The 18,115-nt window shown below is 69.8% G+C and carries 14 protein-coding genes and 5 tRNA genes; 6 read left to right on the top strand and 13 right to left on the bottom strand.

All coding sequences use genetic code 11. From position 1 onward, the window contains the following. Positions 1–224 (bottom strand): transposase family protein (locus ABE488_RS06150; RefSeq protein WP_346447515.1); only part of this gene is annotated, 224 nt, incomplete at its 3' end. 943 nt (positions 225–1,167) lie between these two features. On the opposite strand from ABE488_RS06150, the gene ABE488_RS06155 reads away from it, so the two are divergent. Beyond that, positions 1,168–1,244, top strand: a tRNA-Asp gene (locus ABE488_RS06155). Between the two features lie 198 nt (positions 1,245–1,442). On the opposite strand, the gene ABE488_RS06160 is transcribed toward ABE488_RS06155, so the two are convergent. Continuing rightward, on the bottom strand, positions 1,443–3,014 hold the full coding sequence (locus ABE488_RS06160; RefSeq protein ID WP_346447516.1) for a serine hydrolase domain-containing protein: 1,572 nt from the start codon (positions 3,012–3,014) through the stop codon (positions 1,443–1,445). Between the two features lie 3 nt (positions 3,015–3,017). After that, positions 3,018–5,801, bottom strand: coding sequence for a TonB-dependent receptor (locus tag ABE488_RS06165; protein ID WP_346447517.1), 2,784 nt, complete (start codon positions 5,799–5,801; stop codon positions 3,018–3,020). 235 nt (positions 5,802–6,036) lie between these two features. Between ABE488_RS06165 and ABE488_RS06170 the strand changes: the two genes are divergently transcribed. The 5 genes from ABE488_RS06170 (at position 6,037) to arsC (ending at position 10,845) form a co-directional block, all read left to right on the top strand. Further along, positions 6,037–7,464 (top strand): SH3 domain-containing protein, encoded by a 1,428-nt coding sequence (locus tag ABE488_RS06170; protein WP_346447518.1) that lies wholly within the window; start codon positions 6,037–6,039, stop codon positions 7,462–7,464. Positions 7,465–7,487: 23 nt separating this feature from the next. Then, positions 7,488–8,588: a dipeptide epimerase gene (locus ABE488_RS06175; RefSeq protein ID WP_346447519.1), complete on the top strand. Its 1,101-nt coding sequence runs from the start codon at positions 7,488–7,490 to the stop codon at positions 8,586–8,588. Positions 8,589–8,643: 55 nt separating this feature from the next. Then, complete coding sequence (locus tag ABE488_RS06180) at positions 8,644–9,123, top strand: GNAT family N-acetyltransferase (RefSeq protein ID WP_346442358.1); 480 nt, start codon at positions 8,644–8,646, stop codon at positions 9,121–9,123. 67 nt (positions 9,124–9,190) lie between these two features. After that, on the top strand, positions 9,191–10,492 hold the full coding sequence (locus tag ABE488_RS06185; RefSeq protein ID WP_346447520.1) for a cation:dicarboxylase symporter family transporter: 1,302 nt from the start codon (positions 9,191–9,193) through the stop codon (positions 10,490–10,492). Continuing rightward, entirely contained in the window at positions 10,489–10,845 is a 357-nt protein-coding gene (arsC, locus tag ABE488_RS06190; protein WP_346447521.1) for an arsenate reductase (glutaredoxin), read from the top strand. Before ABE488_RS06185 ends, arsC begins: the two co-directional genes overlap by 4 nt. A gap of 30 nt (positions 10,846–10,875) precedes the next feature. On the opposite strand, the gene ABE488_RS06195 is transcribed toward arsC, so the two are convergent. From ABE488_RS06195 to ABE488_RS06240, 10 genes are all read right to left on the bottom strand, one after another. Beyond that, the gene (locus ABE488_RS06195; protein ID WP_346442355.1) at positions 10,876–11,856 is read right to left on the bottom strand and encodes a GGDEF domain-containing protein; all 981 of its coding nucleotides are present in this window, start codon (positions 11,854–11,856) and stop codon (positions 10,876–10,878) included. Positions 11,857–12,001: 145 nt separating this feature from the next. Next, positions 12,002–12,088, bottom strand: a tRNA-Leu gene (locus tag ABE488_RS06200). Positions 12,089–12,205: 117 nt separating this feature from the next. Further along, positions 12,206–12,281: transfer RNA gene (locus tag ABE488_RS06205), tRNA-Gly, on the bottom strand. Positions 12,282–12,326: 45 nt separating this feature from the next. Continuing rightward, a tRNA-Cys gene (locus ABE488_RS06210) sits at positions 12,327–12,400 on the bottom strand. An 80-nt stretch (positions 12,401–12,480) separates the two neighbouring features. Next, a tRNA-Gly gene (locus tag ABE488_RS06215) sits at positions 12,481–12,556 on the bottom strand. Positions 12,557–12,592: 36 nt separating this feature from the next. Beyond that, positions 12,593–13,192 carry a CDP-diacylglycerol--glycerol-3-phosphate 3-phosphatidyltransferase gene (gene pgsA, locus ABE488_RS06220; protein WP_346442354.1) on the bottom strand — a complete coding sequence of 200 codons (600 nt, stop codon included), beginning with the start codon at positions 13,190–13,192 and terminating at the stop codon, positions 12,593–12,595. Positions 13,193–13,208: 16 nt separating this feature from the next. Next, complete coding sequence (gene uvrC, locus ABE488_RS06225) at positions 13,209–15,092, bottom strand: excinuclease ABC subunit UvrC (protein WP_346442353.1); 1,884 nt, start codon at positions 15,090–15,092, stop codon at positions 13,209–13,211. After that, a complete protein-coding gene (locus ABE488_RS06230) occupies positions 15,089–16,516 on the bottom strand; it encodes a hypothetical protein (protein WP_346447522.1) in 1,428 nt (475 codons plus the stop codon). The genes uvrC and ABE488_RS06230 overlap by 4 nt, the downstream gene beginning before the upstream one ends. Positions 16,517–16,589: 73 nt before the next feature. After that, on the bottom strand, positions 16,590–17,393 hold the full coding sequence (kdsB, locus tag ABE488_RS06235) for a 3-deoxy-manno-octulosonate cytidylyltransferase (protein WP_346447523.1): 804 nt from the start codon (positions 17,391–17,393) through the stop codon (positions 16,590–16,592). A gap of 215 nt (positions 17,394–17,608) precedes the next feature. Further along, positions 17,609–17,980: a hypothetical protein gene (locus ABE488_RS06240; RefSeq protein ID WP_346447524.1), complete on the bottom strand. Its 372-nt coding sequence runs from the start codon at positions 17,978–17,980 to the stop codon at positions 17,609–17,611. Between the last annotated feature and the right edge of the window lie 135 nt (positions 17,981–18,115).

The raw sequence follows: 18,115 nt of genomic DNA on the forward strand, positions 1-18,115 counted from the left end.
ACCAACCGCACCTGAAGTGCCATCAGAGGTAGGTCACGCACCCGCCGCGCAGTCGTCTCATGCACCTGCCGGCACCGACTGCCGCAGTGCTGGCAGTACATCATGCGGGCGGTGGGCTTGAGGTAGATCGTCACGGTCCGGCTGCCGCCCTCGGGCCACGCGATGCGCTCCACCCGATAGCCTTCCCACCCGCCCAGCCTCTTGATCGTCTTCCGGTCGAACATCCCCTCACCCTTGCGCCCTGGAATCAGGCATCAAGCGTAACGGTGGCTGGCAAAGGACTCCCCGCTAATCTGCGAAGAACCTTTTTTTTGCGTGTGGGTGCGGGTGTGGCGCGCTGTTGAACATGGGCGTCGAGTCCTACGTCGCGAGCCCTGCCCCCCACCCAACCCTCCCCCGCATGCGGGGGAGGGCTTTTTCCGGTTCGATCAGAGGACGCAGTCGTCGAGCATCGCACCACCTCCCCCGCTTGCGGGCGTCGGGTGGGACGCGCGTGGCTGGGCCACCACTGCTGCAAACACCACATCGACCTGTAGCCGCTCCTAAACCTCCCCGCATGTGGGGAGGGCTTTTTGCGGCTCGATCGGAGGACGCAGTCGTCGAGCATCGCACCACCTCCCCCGCTTGCGGGCGGAGGTCGACGCCGAGGCGTCGGGTGGGGGCCTGGAGCCCCGGCCGCCAATGCCACAAGCCCCGCATCGACCTGCATCCGCCCCATCTTCCCCACATGCGAAGAAGGCTTTCCGCGATCTCGATCAGAGGATGCAGTCGTCGAGCAGCGCACCACCTCCCCCGCTTGCGGGCGGAGGTCGACGCCGGAGGCGTCGGGTGGGGGCGCGGGCTTTTCGCGCTGTGGCAGCTCGAGACGTGCACTCGCATGACGTCACTCTCGATGCGCGTGCCGGTGTAGCGCCCCCGTCACTGTGGCGACCTCGACACGCGGGCCGACGATCCACGCGTGCAGTGACATCGCGCATCGCATGTCGCTGGTCGTCCCCACGTAGCGATCCGGCGACACACCACGCAGCCACGCACGTCGACCGATGCAGATCGCGCGCCTCGCAAACGCGCCGATTCGGGGAGCGCACGCACCGACGAAGGCGAGATGAAAAAAAGATCGCGCACCCCCTTCCCAAGCGCGCGAATTCGCGTAGAATCTCGCGGCTCGGAGCGGTAGTTCAGCTGGTTAGAATGCTGGCCTGTCACGCCGGAGGTCGCGGGTTCGAGTCCCGTCCGCTCCGCCAGTGTTACGAAAAACCCCTGCAGCGATGCAGGGGTTTTTTCGTTCTGGACGCAGCCGCCCTGCCCCAGCCCAACCTTCCATCCGTAACGAGCGCAATGCCCCGCACGCGAAGGGAAGGAGCAACGCACATCGCACGCATCTCCCAGCCACGCGGGACCGCGCAGATGCACCATCGCCGCCAACGGCGACGCTGCATCGCTCAGTCGCAGTCGCCGACGCGCGTCAGTGCCAGGTCTTCGAAGTCGTAGCTGAAATCCGCGTCCGGATCGACCTTGGCCATTTGCAGCGAGACCGTGCGGCCAGCCGCTGGCGTGCGCCATAGCCAGGCATCGACGTCGACATCGGGCGCGCGCCAGCGCACCTGCAGCCCACCATCGACGGCGACGACATCGCCATCGAGTTTGGGCGAACGCGCCGCGATCCAGCGCAGGCCTCCGTCGCGCGGACACAACGCCACGTCACCAAACCAGGGATCGCGGTAACGACCGGCAAGCGAGGCGGCGACCGCGGCCGAGACGGCGACCGCATCGTGGGCGTCCGGCAGTGCGGCATGCGCTGTCGTGCCGCGCTCCGCCTCCAGCCGGCCGGCATAGGCGTCGATGTCGTGCGGACCACCGTCGGTGGCGACGAACTGCTTGACCAGCGCCTGGGTGAGCACCGTGCGCGCGGGATCGGCATCGCCGTTGATCAACACCACGATGCCGACGCGATGCTCGGGCAGCAGCACCAGCGAGGACACCATGCCCGTCAGCGTGCCGGTATGCGACACCTTCGCGGTGCCGTCGACATCGGTCAACCGCCAGCCGTAGCCGTAGGCCGAGAAATGGCTGCGGTCCCAGGCGCGCATGCGCGCAGTCAGCGGCATCGGCATGTGCGCGGTCCAAGCGGCCTCGCGCTGCGCAGCCGACAGCCAGGGCTGGCCGGGCGTCCCGGCGTCCGGGTCGAGCCAGGCCTGCGCCCATCGCAGCATGTCGTCGAGACTGCAGCGCAAGCCGCCGGCCGCCATCATCGGTTCGTCGGGAATCGTCGCCTCGTCCCCACGCACGACCGTATTGCGGCCATCGAAGCGGGCGTGCGGCTGGGCGACGTTGCCGACCGCATCGCGCTGCCAGGCGCCGGCCTGGCAACGGTGCATGCCGAGCGGCTCGAAGACCTCGCGGCGCACCAGCGTGTCGTATGGGGCGCCGCCCGCCGCAGCCGCGACTTCGCCAGCGACGATGTAGAGCGTGTTGTCGTAGGCGTAGCGTGACCGGAAACTCCAGCGCGGCCGCAGGTGGCGCAGCCCTTCGATCACCTGGGCGCGGGTGAAGGCGTTCGGCGACGGCCACAGCATCAAGTCGCCGGCGCCCGGGCCCAGGCCGCTGTTGTGGATCAGCAAGTCGCGGACCTGCATCTCGCGCGTGACCCAGTCGTCGTACATGTGGAACTGCGGCAGGTACCGCACCACCGGATCGTCCCAGCGCAGCTGCCCGGCATCGACCAGCCGAGCGAGCACGGCAGCGGTCATCGCCTTGCTGTTGGAGGCGATCTTGAACAGCGTCGCGGGATCGACGGCCTCGCCCTCGCCCGCACGCAGTTCGCCGCGCGTATGCCGCAGCACGACCTCGCCATCGACGACCACGCCGACCGCGATGCCGGGCAGCGCGTAGCGCTCGGCCGCAGCGTCGACCAGCGCTGCCAGGCGCGCAGGCGCGACGGGGGTGGCGGCGACTGCGGGCAGGCCCGCGACCAGCCAGCCCGCCAGCGTCCAGGCCAGGCAAGTGGCGCGCATGCCTCAGAAATCGAACGTGATGTTGGCGAACACCTGGCGACCGATCGCACTGTAGGAACTGGCGAAGTACGGCCACGCAGTGTGGGAATCGTCGCGCGGCGGCGTCTCGTCGAGCAGGTTCAGTACGCTCACGCCGAGCGTGACGTGGTCGGTGATGCGACGCGACACGTCGGCGTTCCAGATCACGTAGGCCGGTGTGCGGCCGGGGCGCAGCGTGCCGTTGTAGTTGGGGCGCCCGCCCCAGCGGTAGCCGTAGAGGCTGGTGGTCCAGTCGCCGACCGCCCAGTTGGCGCGCCAGTTGGCGCGGCTGCGGAAGGCGTTGTACTCGACCGTGCTGCGGACGTCGCGCGGCGCCTCGTCGCCGAACTGCGCGACCTCGAACGCGAGCACATGCGTGTAGCCCAATTGCACGCCCAGATCGCCCCAGCGGCCGAGGTCCTGCGCCCAGCGCAAGGTCGCATCGAGCCCTTCGGTGCGCATCAGCGAAGCATTGATCGGATAGGTCGCAAAGCGGGTGATGCGGCCTTCGGGATTGAGATCGGAGACCGTGCGCTCGACCGCCCCGGCGTAGAACTGGCACGCCTGCGAGGTGGTATCGACCGCATTGCCGGCGCGGTCGACACCGAGCCGGCAGTTCGCTTCCTGTTCGAGGTAGTAGCTGTTGGACAGCGCCTGGACGCGACCCTCGAGCTCGATCCGGTACCAGTCGACGCCGATCGACAGGTTCGGCAGCGCGTCCCACACCACGCCGAGCGTCGTCGACTTGCCCTCCTCCTCCTGCAGCAGGGGATTGGAGGATTGGGTCATGTAGGTCTGATAGTTGTAGGCCGAGGTACACGCGGGCGTCTCGGCGGCGATGCCGTTGGCACGGCACAGATACTCGTCGTCGACAAAAGGATTGGAGCCGGTCGTGCCCGCGTAGATCCACAGCAGATCGGGCGCGCGGAAGCTCGTCGCGTGGGCGCCGCGCAGCAGCAGCGTGGTGAAGGGACGCCATTCCAGGCCCGCCTGCCAGGTGATCGCATCGTCGACCGAGGTGATGTCGTCGTACTTGTCGTAGCGGCCGGCCAGCGTGGCTTCGAGCTTGGAGAAGACCGGCACGCGGAATTCGAGACCGGCGGCGTAGCGATTGCGCGGGCCGCCGCCGGGCGTGCTGGTCAGGTTGTAGACGCGATCCGGGCCGGTGTAGTCGACGGTCGTGCGCGGGTCCGGCGTCAGCGTGTACTCCTGCCGCGCAGCCTCGACGACTGCGGCCATCTGCAAGGGGCCGGCCGGCAGGTCAAACAGCGGACCGCTGAAGACCAACTGCGCCTGGTCGGATTTCGACGTGCCGGAACTGACGACGGTCGTGGTCAGCTGGTCGTAGAGCTCGGGCGTGCCGGGTGCGAACAGCCGGTCGACGAGGAACTCGCGGATCTCGGTGCCATTGGCGGTATAGCCCTGGATCGGCCCCATGTAGTAATCGCGCACCGCGCGGGTCAGAAAGCGCGGCCGCCTGGTTTCGATATCGAAGCGCGACGAGGTGAAGCCCACGTCCCAATCGAAGCGGCCGCCGAACGCTGTGCCGCGCACGCCGGCATTGAGGTTCCAGGCGCGCTCGTCGTACTCGATCCGCTTCACCCCGCCGACCTCGTCGGGCAGGAAGATCCGCTGCGCGGTCACCAGCCCCCGCGTCGGATCCTGCACCGTGAACGGGGTTTCGCCGATGTAATAGTGCGTCTGGCTGGAGCTCTTGTCCTGCGAGCGGCTGCCCAGCACCTGGGCGTAGCCAGTCACCGATTCGCTGAAGTCGACGCTGCCCGACAGGTAGGCCGACGTCTTGCCGTAGGCGTTCTGGATCGAGCGGGCGTTGTAGTAATCCAGTGCGCCGCAGCGATTGGGCAGCGGTGCGCTGGTCGCCGAATGGAACGGCACGAAGCTCGGATTGGTTGCCGCGCACGCCTGCACCATCGCGTCATAGCCGGGGGACAGCACGCCGTCGTCGCCGCGCCACAGATAGTTGGAACCGGCGAGGAAGTACACGCCCGAGATCGATGCGGTCGGTCGCTCGGGGTTCGTGCGGTACTGCGGGTGCGCAAGATAGGTCAGGTCGCGTTGCGCGGCGACGATCTCTTCGCGATCCAGTCGCTCGAATGCGTAGGTCAGGCTCCAGCGGTCGCCGCTGCGGCCGCCGCTCCACTGCAGTTGGCCGGTGTCGCCTCCGCCGCCGGATGTCGTGCCGCCGCGCAGGCGCACGGTGTCGCCACTGAAGTTCTCGCGGGTGATGATGTTGACCACGCCGGCCACCGCATCGGACCCGTAGATCGCCGACGCGCCGCCACTCATGACTTCGATACGCTCGATCGCCGCGGCCGGAATGCTGCCCAGGCTCACCGCGGTGCCGCTCGAGCCGTAGGGCTGCGGATAGTCGGCCAGACGCTGGCCGTTGAGCAGGATCAGCTGGTAGCCCGGCCCCAGGCCGCGCAGATTCATGAACTGGCCGTTGGGCGCGTTGCCGGTCTGATCGGATTCGTTGAGTGTGTTGCCGGTGAACTGGGTCAGCGTGCCCAGCGACTCCCAGACCGTGCTGAACCCCTGCTTCTGGATCTCCTCGGCCGTGATCACGGTCACCGGCGCCGGCCCCTCGACTTGCGTGCGCGCGATGCGCGAGCCGGTCACCTGGACCTGGTCGAGCGTGTTGACGTGGGCATCGGTCGACTGCGCCGCGGCCGGCATCGCGATGGCCGCCAACAACGCGATGGCGAGCGGACAACGGCTCGAGCACAGAAGTCTGGACGATACGGGCATGCGGCGTTCCCCTGGCGATGGCGTGACGGGCACAGCCGGCGGCCACACGCGCCATCGCGCATCGATGCCGGCCTGCCGTGTGTGTGCCCGCTCCCCATGCGCGCGACACGATGCCATTGTGATTACACCGCACCCCGAGCCTTGTCAACCGCGTCGACCGGCTTGTCCGCTGCGCCAAAACACCTATGCTCGAATGCGTCCCCGCGGCCCGTGCGGCCGCCATGCAGGAGCTGCGATGCAGACGACAACGGCCACGATGCGGACGCGACGCGGCGCCTCGCCCGGGCGCCGCCGTCCATGGCGATGTATAGCCGGCGCGCTGCTGGCCTCGCTGCTGGCGGCGAGCGCATCGGCGACGCCGCCGGCGATTCCCGGCATGACACGCGCGCAGCTCGATCCGCAGTACTGGATCGACCGGCTCGACGCGCCCGATGCGCGCCTGCTCGATCGCGCCGCGATCGCGACCCAAAACGCCGCGATGCGACGCGACGATCCCTCGTTCCACGCTGTGCTCGCGTTGCCCGACACGCTCGACCGCGCCACGGTCGCCGGCTGGATCGAGGCGGTGTCGACGCGTCCATCGCAGGCACGCTACACGCTCGATGGCCGCGTGCTGGATGCAGCGGCGCTCGAGCGCCTGATCGCCGACGTCGACCTGGCCGCCCTGCCCGCGGCGCCATCGCCCCGGTTCGGGCTGGTCGTGCGCCGCGCCGACCTGCGTGCCTTCCCGACCCGCACACGGGTGTTCAGCCGCCCCGACGACACCGACATCGACCGATTCCAGGAAGACGCCCTGTTTCCGGGCACGCCGGTCGCGGTGGTGCACGCGAGCCGCGACGGCGCCTGGTACTTCGTCGTCAGCGAGCGCTACGCGGCCTGGATCGATGCCGCGCACGTCGCGCTGGGCACGCGCGACGCGGTCGCCGACTACGCCGCGCGTGCAGCACGCGGGCCGATCGTGACCGGCGCGACCGCGCGCACCGTCTATACGCCGCAGGCGCCCGAGGTCTCCGATGTGCAGTTGGAAATGGGCGTGCGCGTGCCCGCCCTCGACTGGCCCGGCGATCGCGTGCTCAATGGCCAGATCCCGTGGTACGGCCGCGTCGTGGAGCTGCCGGCGCGCACCGCGACCGGCGGCCTTGCGTTCGCGCCGGCGATGCTGCCGCAGGCGGCCGACGTCGCCGACGACGCGCCCGCACACACCCGCGCCCAACTGATCCGGCAGGCGTTCAAGTTCCTCGGCGAGCGCTACGGATGGGGGCATTCGTACAACGCGCGCGACTGCAGCGGCTTCGTCTCGGAGATCTACCGCAGTTTCGGGATCCTGTTGCCGCGCAACACCAGCGCGCAGGCCACCAGCCCGGCGCTGGACCGTCTCGCGTTCGCGCCGACGATGTCGCGCGAGGCGCGCCTGCGCTTACTGCGCCAGGCCGATGTCGGCGACCTGGTGTTCATTCCGGGCCACGTGATGATGGTGATCGGCCATGTCGACGGCGATCCCTATGTGATCCACGACACCGCCGGCACCTCGCTGCGCGGCGCCGACGGCGCGCTCGCGCGGCTGGCGCTCAATGGCGTCGTGGTGACCCCGCTGCTGCCGTTGCTGGGCAGCGACGGCGAGGCGACGATCGACCGCATCACCAGCATCCAGCGCGTGCGCTGAACGCCCTGCCCGGACCTGTCGCCATGAAGATCACCGACATTCGCCTGAGCATGCTGCGCGTGCCGCTCCGAACGCCGTTCAAGACCGCGCTGCGCACGGTCGAGCGGGTCGAGGACATCGTCGTCACGATCCACACCGATACCGGTCTCGTCGGCCACGGCGAGGCCGCCGCGACCGCGGTGATCACCGGCGACACGCACGGCGCGATCGTCGCGGCGATCGCCCAGGTCATCGCACCGCGCCTGGTCGGCCGGGAGGTCGGGGATCTCAACCGCCTCGTGCGCCTGGTACAGACCGCGCTGCTGCGCAACACCAGCGCCAAGGCCGCGGTCGAGATCGCGCTCTACGACCTGTTCGCGCAGCTGCACGGCGCGCCGCTGTACCGCATCCTCGGCGGTGGCGGCGAGCCGGTGCTCGCGACCGACCTCACGATCAGTGTCGGCGATGTCGACACGATGGTCGCCGACGCGCAGGCCGCGCTCGCACGCGGCTTTCGCTCGCTGAAGGTCAAGGTCGGCCAGGACACCGCGCTGGACCTGGACCGCGTCCGCGCGGTCCATGCTGCGGTCGACGGCCGCGCCACGCTGCGGCTCGATGCCAACCAGGGCTGGACGCCCAAGCAGGCCGTGCAGACGATGCGCCGGCTCGAGGCGGCCGGTATCCATCCCGAACTGCTCGAGCAACCGGTCCCGGCGCACGACCTACACGGCCTGAAGTTCGTCACCGATCGGGTCGCCGTGCCGGTCATGGCCGACGAAAGCGTGTTCGGCCCGCTCGAGCTGATCGACTTGATCCGCATGCGCGCGGCCGACATCGTCAACATCAAGCTGATGAAGACCGGTGGCCTGTCGAACGCGATCCGGCTGGCCGACATCGCCGCCCTGCACGGCATCGACTGCATGATCGGCTGCATGCTCGAGAGCAGCATCAGTGTCGCCGCGGCCGTGCACCTGGCGGTTGCCAAGGCCGACGCGATCACCAAGGTCGATCTCGATGGTCCGTCGCTGTGCGCGTACGACCCGGTCGAGGGTGGCGTCCATTTCGACGGGCCGACCATCCGCATCAGCGAGGCACCGGGCCTTGGCATCGTGTCGATCCGCGATCTCGCCCCGCTTCCCGCCTGACGCTCGTTCGCCCACGGGCGACAATGGGGCGTCTGTCGTTGTCTGGAGTTGTCCGATGGTGCTTCCTGTCGATCCGGCGCCGCTTGCGCGCGACGCTACCGCCGCCGATCGCGCACATGTGCTGGCGATGATGCGTGCGTTCTATGCGGAGGACCGCTTGGTGTTTGACCCGGTCCGCGTCGGTGCCGGGCTCGATGCGCTGCTGGCCGACCCCGCGCACGGCGTGGTGTTGCTGCTCGGCGATGCCGGCGAGGACGGCTATCTGGTGCTGACCCGGGGCTTCAGCCTCGAACAGGGCGGCGCGTTCGCGCTGCTCGACGAGCTCTATGTCGCGCCGCAGGCGCGCGGCCGCGGCCTGGGGGCGCAGGCGCTGACCCTGGCAGCCGAACGCAGCCGCGCCTGGGGCGTGGCGATGCTGCGGCTGGAGGTGCATCACCACAACCCGCGCGCCAAGGCGCTGTATCTGCGCGCAGGCTTCGTCGACGGCCATCGGGACATGCTGACGCTGTCACTGGACGCCCCTGCGGCGCGATGACCGACCTGCATCGCAGGCGGCCGCCGGCATGGCATGCTCGCCGGGTCCGCCGCTGCCGACCCGACCGATGACGCCCAGCCCGTCCGCGCCCGCTCGCTTCCGCCTGTCGATGCCCGCGCGCGTGCTGCTCGCGCTGCTGGCCGGCGCCGTCATCGGCCTGTCGCTGGCCGCCTGGGACCCGGCGGTGGCGGTGCGCACCGCCGACATCGTCCAGCCGATCGGCACGCTGTGGCTGCACGCACTGCAGATGACCGTGGTCCCGCTGGTCGCAGCGCTCGTGGTCGTCGGCGTGAACGCCGCGTCCGATGCCGCGGCCTCCGGACGCACCGCGCGCCTGGCGATGACCACCTTCGTGGTGATGCTGGCGCTGTCAGCGACGTTCGCCGCACTCGCCGCGCCCGCGCTGCTGTCGCTGGTGCCGCGCGACGAGACCCAGACCGCGCTGTTTCGCGCCGCGATCGGCGCGCCGGACGTACTGCCGCAGGCGCCAGCGTTCGGACTGTGGATCACCAGCCTGATCCCCAGCAATGCGATCGCCGCGGCGGCCGCCAGCGCAATGCTGCCGCTGGTGGTGTTCTCGATGTTCTTCGGCTTCGCGCTGACCCGCCTGGAGGCCGCGCGTCGCGAACGCATGCTCGAGCTGGTGCGCACGATCGCCGATGCCATGATCGTGGTCGTGCGCTGGGTGCTGGTCGCCGCGCCCTTGGGCGTGTTCGCGCTGGTGCTGTCGGTGTGCGCGCATGTCGGGCTGGGCGTGTTCACCGCGCTGGGCACCTACATCGCGCTGCAATGCGTGCTGTATGTGGCGATCACGCTGTTGATGTACCTCATCGCCGTCGTCGTCGCCGACGAGCGTCCGGCGCGCTTTGCCGCAGCGCTGCTGCCGGTGCAGGCGATCGCGGCGAGCACCCAGTCGTCGCTGGCCGCGTTGCCGGTGATGGTCGACAGCGCGCGCAGCCGCCTGGGCTATCCGCTCGCGGTAACCTCGCTGGTGCTGCCGATGGCGGTGTCGCTGTTCCGCATCGCCAGCCCGGTCCAGTATCTGAGCGTGGTCAGCTTCATCGCCTGGATCTACGGGATCGAGCTGGGCGCCGGCCAGTTGGCGATCGCGGTCGCACTGGCCATCGTGATCAGCATGGGCTCGGTCGGCCTGCCCGGGCAGGTCAGCTTCATGACCAACAACCTGCCGGTCACCCAGGCTGTCGGCCTGCCGGTCGAACCACTGGGCGTGCTGCTGGCGGTCGACACCCTGCCCGATGCGTTTGCGACCGTCACCAACACCACCGCCGACGTTACCGCGACCGGCGTGGTCGCACGACGCAGCGGCGTGCCTCCCTCCGCCTCCGATCCCGAAGCTCCCCCGACATGACCGATTCCTTCGTCCTCTATCACAACCCCCGCTGCTCGAAATCGCGTGCCGCGCTCGAGCTGTTGCAGGCGCGCGGCATCGCGCCGCAGGTGGTGCTCTATCTGGAGACCCCGCCCGATGCCGCGGCGCTGCGCGACCTGCTCCAGCGCCTGGACCTCGCACCCCGGGCGCTGCTGCGCACCGGTGAGGCGGTCTATAGCGAGCTGGGCCTGGCCGACCCGGTGCTCGATGACGAAGCGATCATCGCGGCGATGGCGGCGCATCCGCGCCTGATCGAACGCCCGATCCTGCTGCACGGCACGCGCGCGGTCGTCGGTCGCCCCACCGAGCGCCTGCTCGACCTGCTGCCCTGACGCCGCAGCGCCGGGCGAGGCGACACCGCGTCAGTCCAGCCCTTTGGCGATATGCGTGCGGTTGCGCCCTGCGCGCTTGGCAAGGTACAGCGCGGTATCGGCCCGCCCGAACCAATCCTGCCAGTCCTGCTCGGCGGCGAGCATGGCGCCACCGATCGACACCGTGATGGGGCCGGCGGGACTGCGCAGGCGCCGCTCGACCTCGACCCGCACGCGCTCGGCCGCGGCCGTCAACCCCGCATCGTCGTCTGCGGGCAGCACGAGGACGAACTCCTCGCCGCCGAATCGGTAGACGGCATCGCCCTCGCGCAGCGTGTCGCGCAGGATCGTGCCCAGTTCGACCAGCACCGCATCGCCGACCGCATGGCCGAAGGTGTCGTTGACCGCCTTGAAGCGGTCGAGGTCCAGGACCAGCAGGCCGATCCCGGGCTGCCGGCGATCGTCCACGAGGCTGCGCAGATGCGCTTCCATCGCGCCGCGGTTGGGCAGCCGGGTCAACGGGTCGAGCATGGCCCGACGCTCCAGCGAGTCGCTGTAGTCGCGCAGGCGGCGCGAGAACGCGAACGAGAACGCATACACCAGCGACCAGGTGATGACGGTCGCCCACCGTCCCAGACTGGCATCGGGCACGATCAGCAGCGTCGTCGCGCCCACGATCAGCAGCGCCCCGCACCACGCGGCGATCTCGGTCCGCGCAATGTAGAAGTTGGTCATCAGCACCACGTACACCCAGCCGCTGGCGGCATCGCCGATCAGCACGCAGGCGGTGAGGCAGAAGCCGGAGTTCAGAATCGCCATCAACCCGCCGGCCGCATTGGTCCGGCCCGTGCGCCAGGCGCGCCCGACGATCAAGGCGATCACCACGATCACCAGTGCGTCGAACGCAGCCAGCGTCCATTCCCCACGCAGGCAGCGCCAGAGCATGAAGCCCGACAGCGTCAACAGCGTCGTCAGCCCGAGCAGGGAGACGATCGCGAGTTGGAAATCGTCGCGGACTCTGGAGACGGCCATACGTTGCATCGCATCCGCGGTCGCGATGCGCCTCGATCCCCAGTGAGCGTCGACAGGGAATCTAGAGCCCGCCGGGTGAAGGGGGAATGACACGATGCGCGGGCACGCCGCGGGTCCACGCGGCCGCCGCCCGCAGGGCTTGCGATGGTGCCCGGAGCCGGAATCGAACCGGCACGGCCTTGCGGCCAACGGATTTTAAGTCCGGTGCGTCTACCAGTTTCGCCATCCGGGCATGCGGCGCCAAGCGTGCCTGAGCGCCCGGGGAATTGAAACCCGAACCCCGGCAGGCCGGCGACGTCACGTGTCGCACAGACGAAAAACCCCGCTTGCGCGGGGTTGTTCATCGAACTGGAGCGGGAAACGAGACTCGAACTCGCGACCCCGACCTTGGCAAGGTCGTGCTCTACCAACTGAGCTATTCCCGCATGACTTCAATTGTACCCTGCCTGCGACCTGTGTGGTGCGCCGGCTGGAGGCCTGGGTCGGAATCGAACCGGCGTACACGGATTTGCAATCCGCTGCATAACCACTCTGCCACCAGGCCGGTGACCCGTCGCCGGGATCCGGAGGATCCTGCCGACAAAACGAAACCCCGCGTACCACCCGGGGTTTCGCGTTTGAAACTGGAGCGGGAAACGAGACTCGAACTCGCGACCCCGACCTTGGCAAGGTCGTGCTCTACCAACTGAGCTATTCCCGCTTGGGAGGCGAAATTCTACCGTTCGCCGGCAGGGTGTCAATACTTGTTGCGTTCGGCGGCGCGCATGATCGGCCAGGCCGCGCGCAGATACGCCAGCCCCGACCACAGCGTGAGCAGCGCGGCGAGCGCCAGCAGCCAGTCGCCGACGACGAAGATCTCGCGCCCCAGCCACGGCGGCGGCGGTACCGGCCGCTCGGGCGTGACCGAGTACAGCAGGCACAGCAGCGCGACCATCTGCGCGATCGTCTTGATCTTGCCGATCGCCGCGACCTTGACCGTCGCCCGCTGCCCCAATTCGGCCATCCACTCGCGCAGCGCCGACACGGCGATCTCGCGCCCGACGATCACCGCCGCCCAGATCGCCATCCACGGCGACGGGTGCCCCTGCACGATCAGAAACAGCGCCACGGCGACCATCAACTTGTCGGCGACCGGGTCGAGAAACGCGCCGAACGCCGAGGACAGGCCATAGCGACGCGCGATCCAGCCGTCGAGCCAGTCGGTGACCGCCGCCAGCCCGAACACGAACGCGGCGGCGAAGTTGGTCCATTTGAACGGCAGGTAGAACACCAGCACCAGCACCGGGATCATCAGGATCCGCAGCAGCGTGAGCCAGGTGGGAATCGTCAATTTCATCGCAAACTCGTGGCAATCAGTCCTGGCCGGCACCCGATGCGCCGGCATCGAGCCCGTGTAGGGTCGCATAGATGCGCTGCGCGAGCGCTGCATTGACGCCCTCGACCTGCGCGATCTGCTCGGCACCGGCCGCCTTGAGGCCGCCGAGTCCACCGAAATGCTTGAGCAGGTTCGCACGGCGCCGCGGGCCGATGCCCGGGATGTCTTCCAGCCGGCTGGTGTTGCGCGCCTTCTGGCGTCGGCCGCGATGGCCGGTGATCGCGAAGCGGTGGGCCTCGTCGCGCACCTGCTGCACCAGTTGCAAGCCGGGCGAGGCGGCGCCGGGCTTGAGTTCGCGGGCCGGCTGCCCGTCGGTGGCGGGCAACAGCAAGGTCTCGTCGCCCGGCTTGCGCGCCTCGCCCTTGGCCACGCCGACCAGACAGATGCCGGTGATGCCGTAGCCGTCGAGCACCGCGCGCGCCTGGGCGACCTGGCCGGCGCCGCCGTCGATCAGCAGCACGTCGGGCATCACGCCGCCCTCCTCGGCCACCTTGCGGAAGCGCCGGGTGAGCGCCTGGTGCATCGCCGCGTAGTCATCGCCCGGTTCGATGCCGGCGATGTTGTAGCGCCGGTACTGGCTGCGCACCGGCCCTTGCGCATCGAACACCACGCACGAGGCCACGGTGGCCTCGCCCATCGTATGGCTGATGTCGAAGCACTCGATGCGCTGCGCCGGTTCGGCCAGGCCCAGCATCTGACGCAGCGAGTCGGCGCGCGCCTGCTGTGCGGCCTGGCTGCCGAGCTCGCTGGCCAGCGCGATCTCGGCATTGCGCCGCGCCAGGTCGACGTAGCGCGCCCGGTCGCCGCGCACGTTGCACTTGAGCTGCACCCGGCGTCCGGCCGCCTCGCTGAACGCCTGCTCGAGCAAGGCGACATCCTCGATCGCGCGATCGAGCACGATCTCGCGCGGCGGCACCTGCTCGGCATAGTGCTGGGACACGAACGCGGCGAGCACCTCGGCCGGGTCCTCGCTGCCGTTGGTGCGCGGGTGGAACGCCCGCGTGCCCAGGTTGCGGCCATCGCGGAACGACAACAGCAGCACGCAGGCATGGGTGCCGCGCATCGCGCAGGCGAGCACGTCGAGCTCGGCGACCTTGCCGTCGACGTACTGCCGCGCCTGCATGCCGCGCATGTTGCCCAGCAGGTCGCGCAAGCGCGCGGCCTCTTCGAAATCCAGGCGTTCGGCCGCCGCTTCCATGTCGCGCGTGACCTCGTCGGTCAGCGCATCGCTGCGACCTTCGAGGAACATCGACGCGCGCCGCACCGCGTCGGCGTACTCGCGCTCTGACACCAGCCCGACGCACGGCGCGGTGCAGCGGCCGATCTGGTGCTGCAGGCAGGGCCGCGAGCGGTTGCGGAACACGCTGTCCTCGCAGTTGCGCAGCTTGAACAGCTTCTGCATCAGGTTCAGCGTTTCGCGCACCGCGGTCACGCCCGGGTACGGCCCGAAGTAGCGTCCGGGCACATTGCGCGGGCCGCGATGGACGGCGATCCGCGGCCAGGTGTCGCGGGTGACCAGCACGTAGGGATAGCTCTTGTCGTCGCGCAGCGAGACGTTGTAACGCGGCTTGAGCGACTTGATCAGCTGGTTTTCCAGCAGCAGCGCCTCGGCCTCGGTGCGGGTGACGGTGACTTCCATGCGCGCGATCTGCGCGATCATCGCCATCGTCCGCGTCGCCTTGGGCGTGGCGTTGAAGTAGCTCGCCACGCGTTTGCGCAGGTCCGCGGCCTTGCCGACGTACAGCACCGCATCGTCGGCCGCGATCATGCGATAGACGCCCGGCGCAGTGCTCAGGCCTGCAACGAAGGCCTTGCCGTCGAATGTCGGCCGCGCGCCGCGCGCTTTCGTCGTGCCGGTCATTCGCCCACCGGGACGCGGCGCAGCGCGCCGGTGGTCGGCTCCAGCCGCAGCACGGCATGGGCATCGGTATCGGCGATCCACAGCCGCCCGTTCGCGACGGCCAAGGCCGCGGGTCCATGCAGGCGCTGGGGCAACGCGAGCGTCGACAGCGCGCCGCCGCCCAGACGCAGCTGGCGCAAGGTGTCGTTGCCGCTGTCGGCGATCCACAGCACCGGCGCCTCGGGATCGAGTGCCAACGCCTGGGGCGCCTGCAACTGCGCATCGTCGCGCGCGCCGTCGACGGCCCCGAATTGCCACGGTCCGCCGCCGACCAGCGTGGCGACCTGCCCGGTCGGCAGGTGCACACTGCGGATCGCCGAGCCCGCGGCATCGCAGACGTAGAGCGTGTGCTGCACGCACGCCAGTGCCACCGGCTCGGCGAATGCGGCCTGCGCGCCCACACCGTCGCGCGTGCCGAGCGCGCCACTGCCGCACAGCGGCGCAATCCGGGCCTGGCCCAGGTCGAGCTGCCAGATGCGGTTGTCGCCGGCGGTCGCGACGTACAACCGGTCGCCCGACAACACGACGGCACGCGGCTGGTCGAGCGCGACCGCGCGCGGGTCGGCCAGCGATCCGGGCACGGTGACGCCGGGTCGGCCGGCACCGCAGACGGTGGACACGTCGCCGCTGCGCAGGTCGATCCGGCGCACGGCATGGTTGCCGGTGTCGGCGACATAGAGCGCACCGCGCGCCAGACACAGCCCTTGCGGCCGGGTCACCGCGGCCAGTTCCATCGGGCCGTCGATGAAGCCGGCGCGTCCGCTGCCGAACTGGCGCAGGATGCGCCCGCGGGCATCGCATTCGAGCACGCGGTGATGGCCGCAGTCGGCGATATAGAGCAGATCGCCCGACACCGCCAGCCCTGCCGGGAACCGCAGCGGTAGCGCCGACTCGCTGTCCCGGCGCAAGCGGATCGGATCGCCGGCAAGCGGTTGCGGGGTCAGGCCCTCGACCAACGTGCCGATCCGCGCATCGAGGTCGCGGATGCCGTTTTCGCCGACGATGCGCTCGCGCACTCGCCCCTCGCCGTCGATCAACAGGACCGTCGGCCAGGCATCGAGCCCGAAGTGCTGCCAGGCCGTCCAGTCGCCGTCATGCGCGACCGGGAAGTCGTACTGCTGCAGGTCGACGCGGTGCGCACTGCGCCTGGCGTCGCGTTCGGCATCGAAACGCGGGACGTGGACGACGACCACCTGCAGGCGCTCGCGATGGCGCGCGCGCAGGTGGCCGAGATCGGCGAGCCGTTGCTGGCACCAGGCCGAGCTCAGATTGACGAACGCCAGCGCGCAGACCCGCCCGCGCAGCTGCGCCATGCGCAGCGGGTCGCGCAGGTTCAGCCAGGCCAGGCCGGCCGGGAATTCGGGCGCTGCGACAGCGTCGTTCATGACGCAATTATGCGGGATCCCGCCGCGGCACCCTGTCGAGAGCACTGCGGTCAGCGCAGGCCGCCGAACGCGTTCAGGCAGGCGCGCCGGAGCCGGTGCCACGCCCGGCATCGGCACCCGACAACCGCGCCTGGGCCCGCGCCAGATCCTCGGGGGTGTCGACGCCCGGCGGGAACGGTGCAGGGGTCGGGCCGACCGCGACCCGAAGCCCGGCTTCGATCACGCGCAACTGCTCGAGCATTTCGATCTGTTCCAGGCGCCCGGGCGCCATCGCGGCGAACCGGCGCAGGAAACCGGCGCGATAACCGTAGATTCCGATATGCCGCCACCACTCGCCGGCCGGCATCGTCGCGCGGTCGCGGGCGAACGCATCGCGCGGCCACGGCACCGGCGCGCGGCTGAAGTAGAGCGCATTGCCGCCCGCGCCGAATACGACCTTGACCGCGTTCGGGTCGAGCAGCGTCTGGACATCGTCGATCGGGGCGGCCAGCGTGGCCAGCGCGACCTGCGGCTGCGCCGCGAGTGCTGCGACCGCACGGATGCCGGCGGCTGGCGCGAACGGCTCATCGCCCTGCAGGTTCACGACCACCCGCTCGTCTGCCCAGCCTGCAAGCGCCGCGCATTCGGCCAGCCGATCGGTGCCGGAGAGATGCGCGGACGAGGTCATCGCCACGTGGACGGGTGTACCGGCCAGCGCATCGCGGACCCGGACATCGTCGGTGGCCACCCACACTTCGGCAGCGCCGGCCTCGAGTGCACGCTGGGCCACGTGCAGCACCAGCGGGGCATCGCCCAGCGGCTGCAGCGGCTTGCCGGGCAGACGGGTCGAGGCATAGCGGGCCGGAATGGCGACGATGAAATCAGCGGGGACGTCCATGGCGCGATTCTCGCATGGCGGCCGATGTACGACGCGGTGGTTCTAGGGGTGCGCGCGACCTCGTCGCCGAGCGCGTCGCGCGGTGCGCGGTGCGCGGTGCGCGGTGCGCGGTGCGCGTCACAGGCTGCGCGCCTGTCGGTTGCCGCCCCGGATGGGAGCGGCACAGGTGCGCCGGTATGGGCCGCGATGACGCACGACAGGACCGCCGTACTGGCTCAGGAGCGGATTCCCGCTGCCTGCGCGTCCGGTTCCTGCTCGTCGGCTGCGGCGGCGTCAGCAGGTGCGCCACGCATCTGCGCCCACAGCGCGCGCGCGGACGAACGGCGGCGGCCTTCCGCGGCACGGACGCGGGCATGCCGCACCGCGCGGCGCATCGTCGCCAGTCGCCGACGCCAGCGGACAAGCCCGCCTACAGCCAGCGCGACGGCCAGCATCACCGAGACCGCCAACGCCCACGGCGCAAGCCCAGCCATCGCCCCGATGATCGAACCCTGCGTGCGGGCGAGCGCGAATGCAAACACTGCACCGGCAATCAGGACATACGACGGCAGGATGAGGATCCGCCAGACGGCACGTGCGGGCATCATCGCCGTGGCGCCTGTCGGGACAAGGATGACGCGGGCCGAACCAGACCGCGTCCGCCCCCCTCGACACAAGCAGCGAGACCGGACTTGCGCACCGGCGGTGCCAGCACCAACGCCGGACACGGATACTGATCGCCC

Origin of the sequence: Luteimonas sp. TWI662, assembly GCF_039673825.1 — a bacterium.
In the GTDB taxonomy this organism is placed as follows: Bacteria; Pseudomonadota; Gammaproteobacteria; order Xanthomonadales; family Xanthomonadaceae; genus Luteimonas.

Coding starts and splice junctions, on each gene's coding strand:
- ABE488_RS06160 (WP_346447516.1), bottom strand. CDS start 3,014: ATGCGCGCCACTTGCCTGGCCTGGACGCTGGCGGGCTGGCTGGTCGCG.
- ABE488_RS06165 (WP_346447517.1), bottom strand. CDS start 5,801: ATGCCCGTATCGTCCAGACTTCTGTGCTCGAGCCGTTGTCCGCTCGCC.
- ABE488_RS06170 (WP_346447518.1), top strand. CDS start 6,037: ATGCAGACGACAACGGCCACGATGCGGACGCGACGCGGCGCCTCGCCC.
- ABE488_RS06175 (WP_346447519.1), top strand. CDS start 7,488: ATGAAGATCACCGACATTCGCCTGAGCATGCTGCGCGTGCCGCTCCGA.
- ABE488_RS06180 (WP_346442358.1), top strand. CDS start 8,644: ATGGTGCTTCCTGTCGATCCGGCGCCGCTTGCGCGCGACGCTACCGCC.
- ABE488_RS06185 (WP_346447520.1), top strand. CDS start 9,191: ATGACGCCCAGCCCGTCCGCGCCCGCTCGCTTCCGCCTGTCGATGCCC.
- arsC (WP_346447521.1), top strand. CDS start 10,489: ATGACCGATTCCTTCGTCCTCTATCACAACCCCCGCTGCTCGAAATCG.
- ABE488_RS06195 (WP_346442355.1), bottom strand. CDS start 11,856: ATGGCCGTCTCCAGAGTCCGCGACGATTTCCAACTCGCGATCGTCTCC.
- pgsA (WP_346442354.1), bottom strand. CDS start 13,192: ATGAAATTGACGATTCCCACCTGGCTCACGCTGCTGCGGATCCTGATG.
- uvrC (WP_346442353.1), bottom strand. CDS start 15,092: ATGACCGGCACGACGAAAGCGCGCGGCGCGCGGCCGACATTCGACGGC.
- ABE488_RS06230 (WP_346447522.1), bottom strand. CDS start 16,516: ATGAACGACGCTGTCGCAGCGCCCGAATTCCCGGCCGGCCTGGCCTGG.
- kdsB (WP_346447523.1), bottom strand. CDS start 17,393: ATGGACGTCCCCGCTGATTTCATCGTCGCCATTCCGGCCCGCTATGCC.
- ABE488_RS06240 (WP_346447524.1), bottom strand. CDS start 17,980: ATGATGCCCGCACGTGCCGTCTGGCGGATCCTCATCCTGCCGTCGTAT.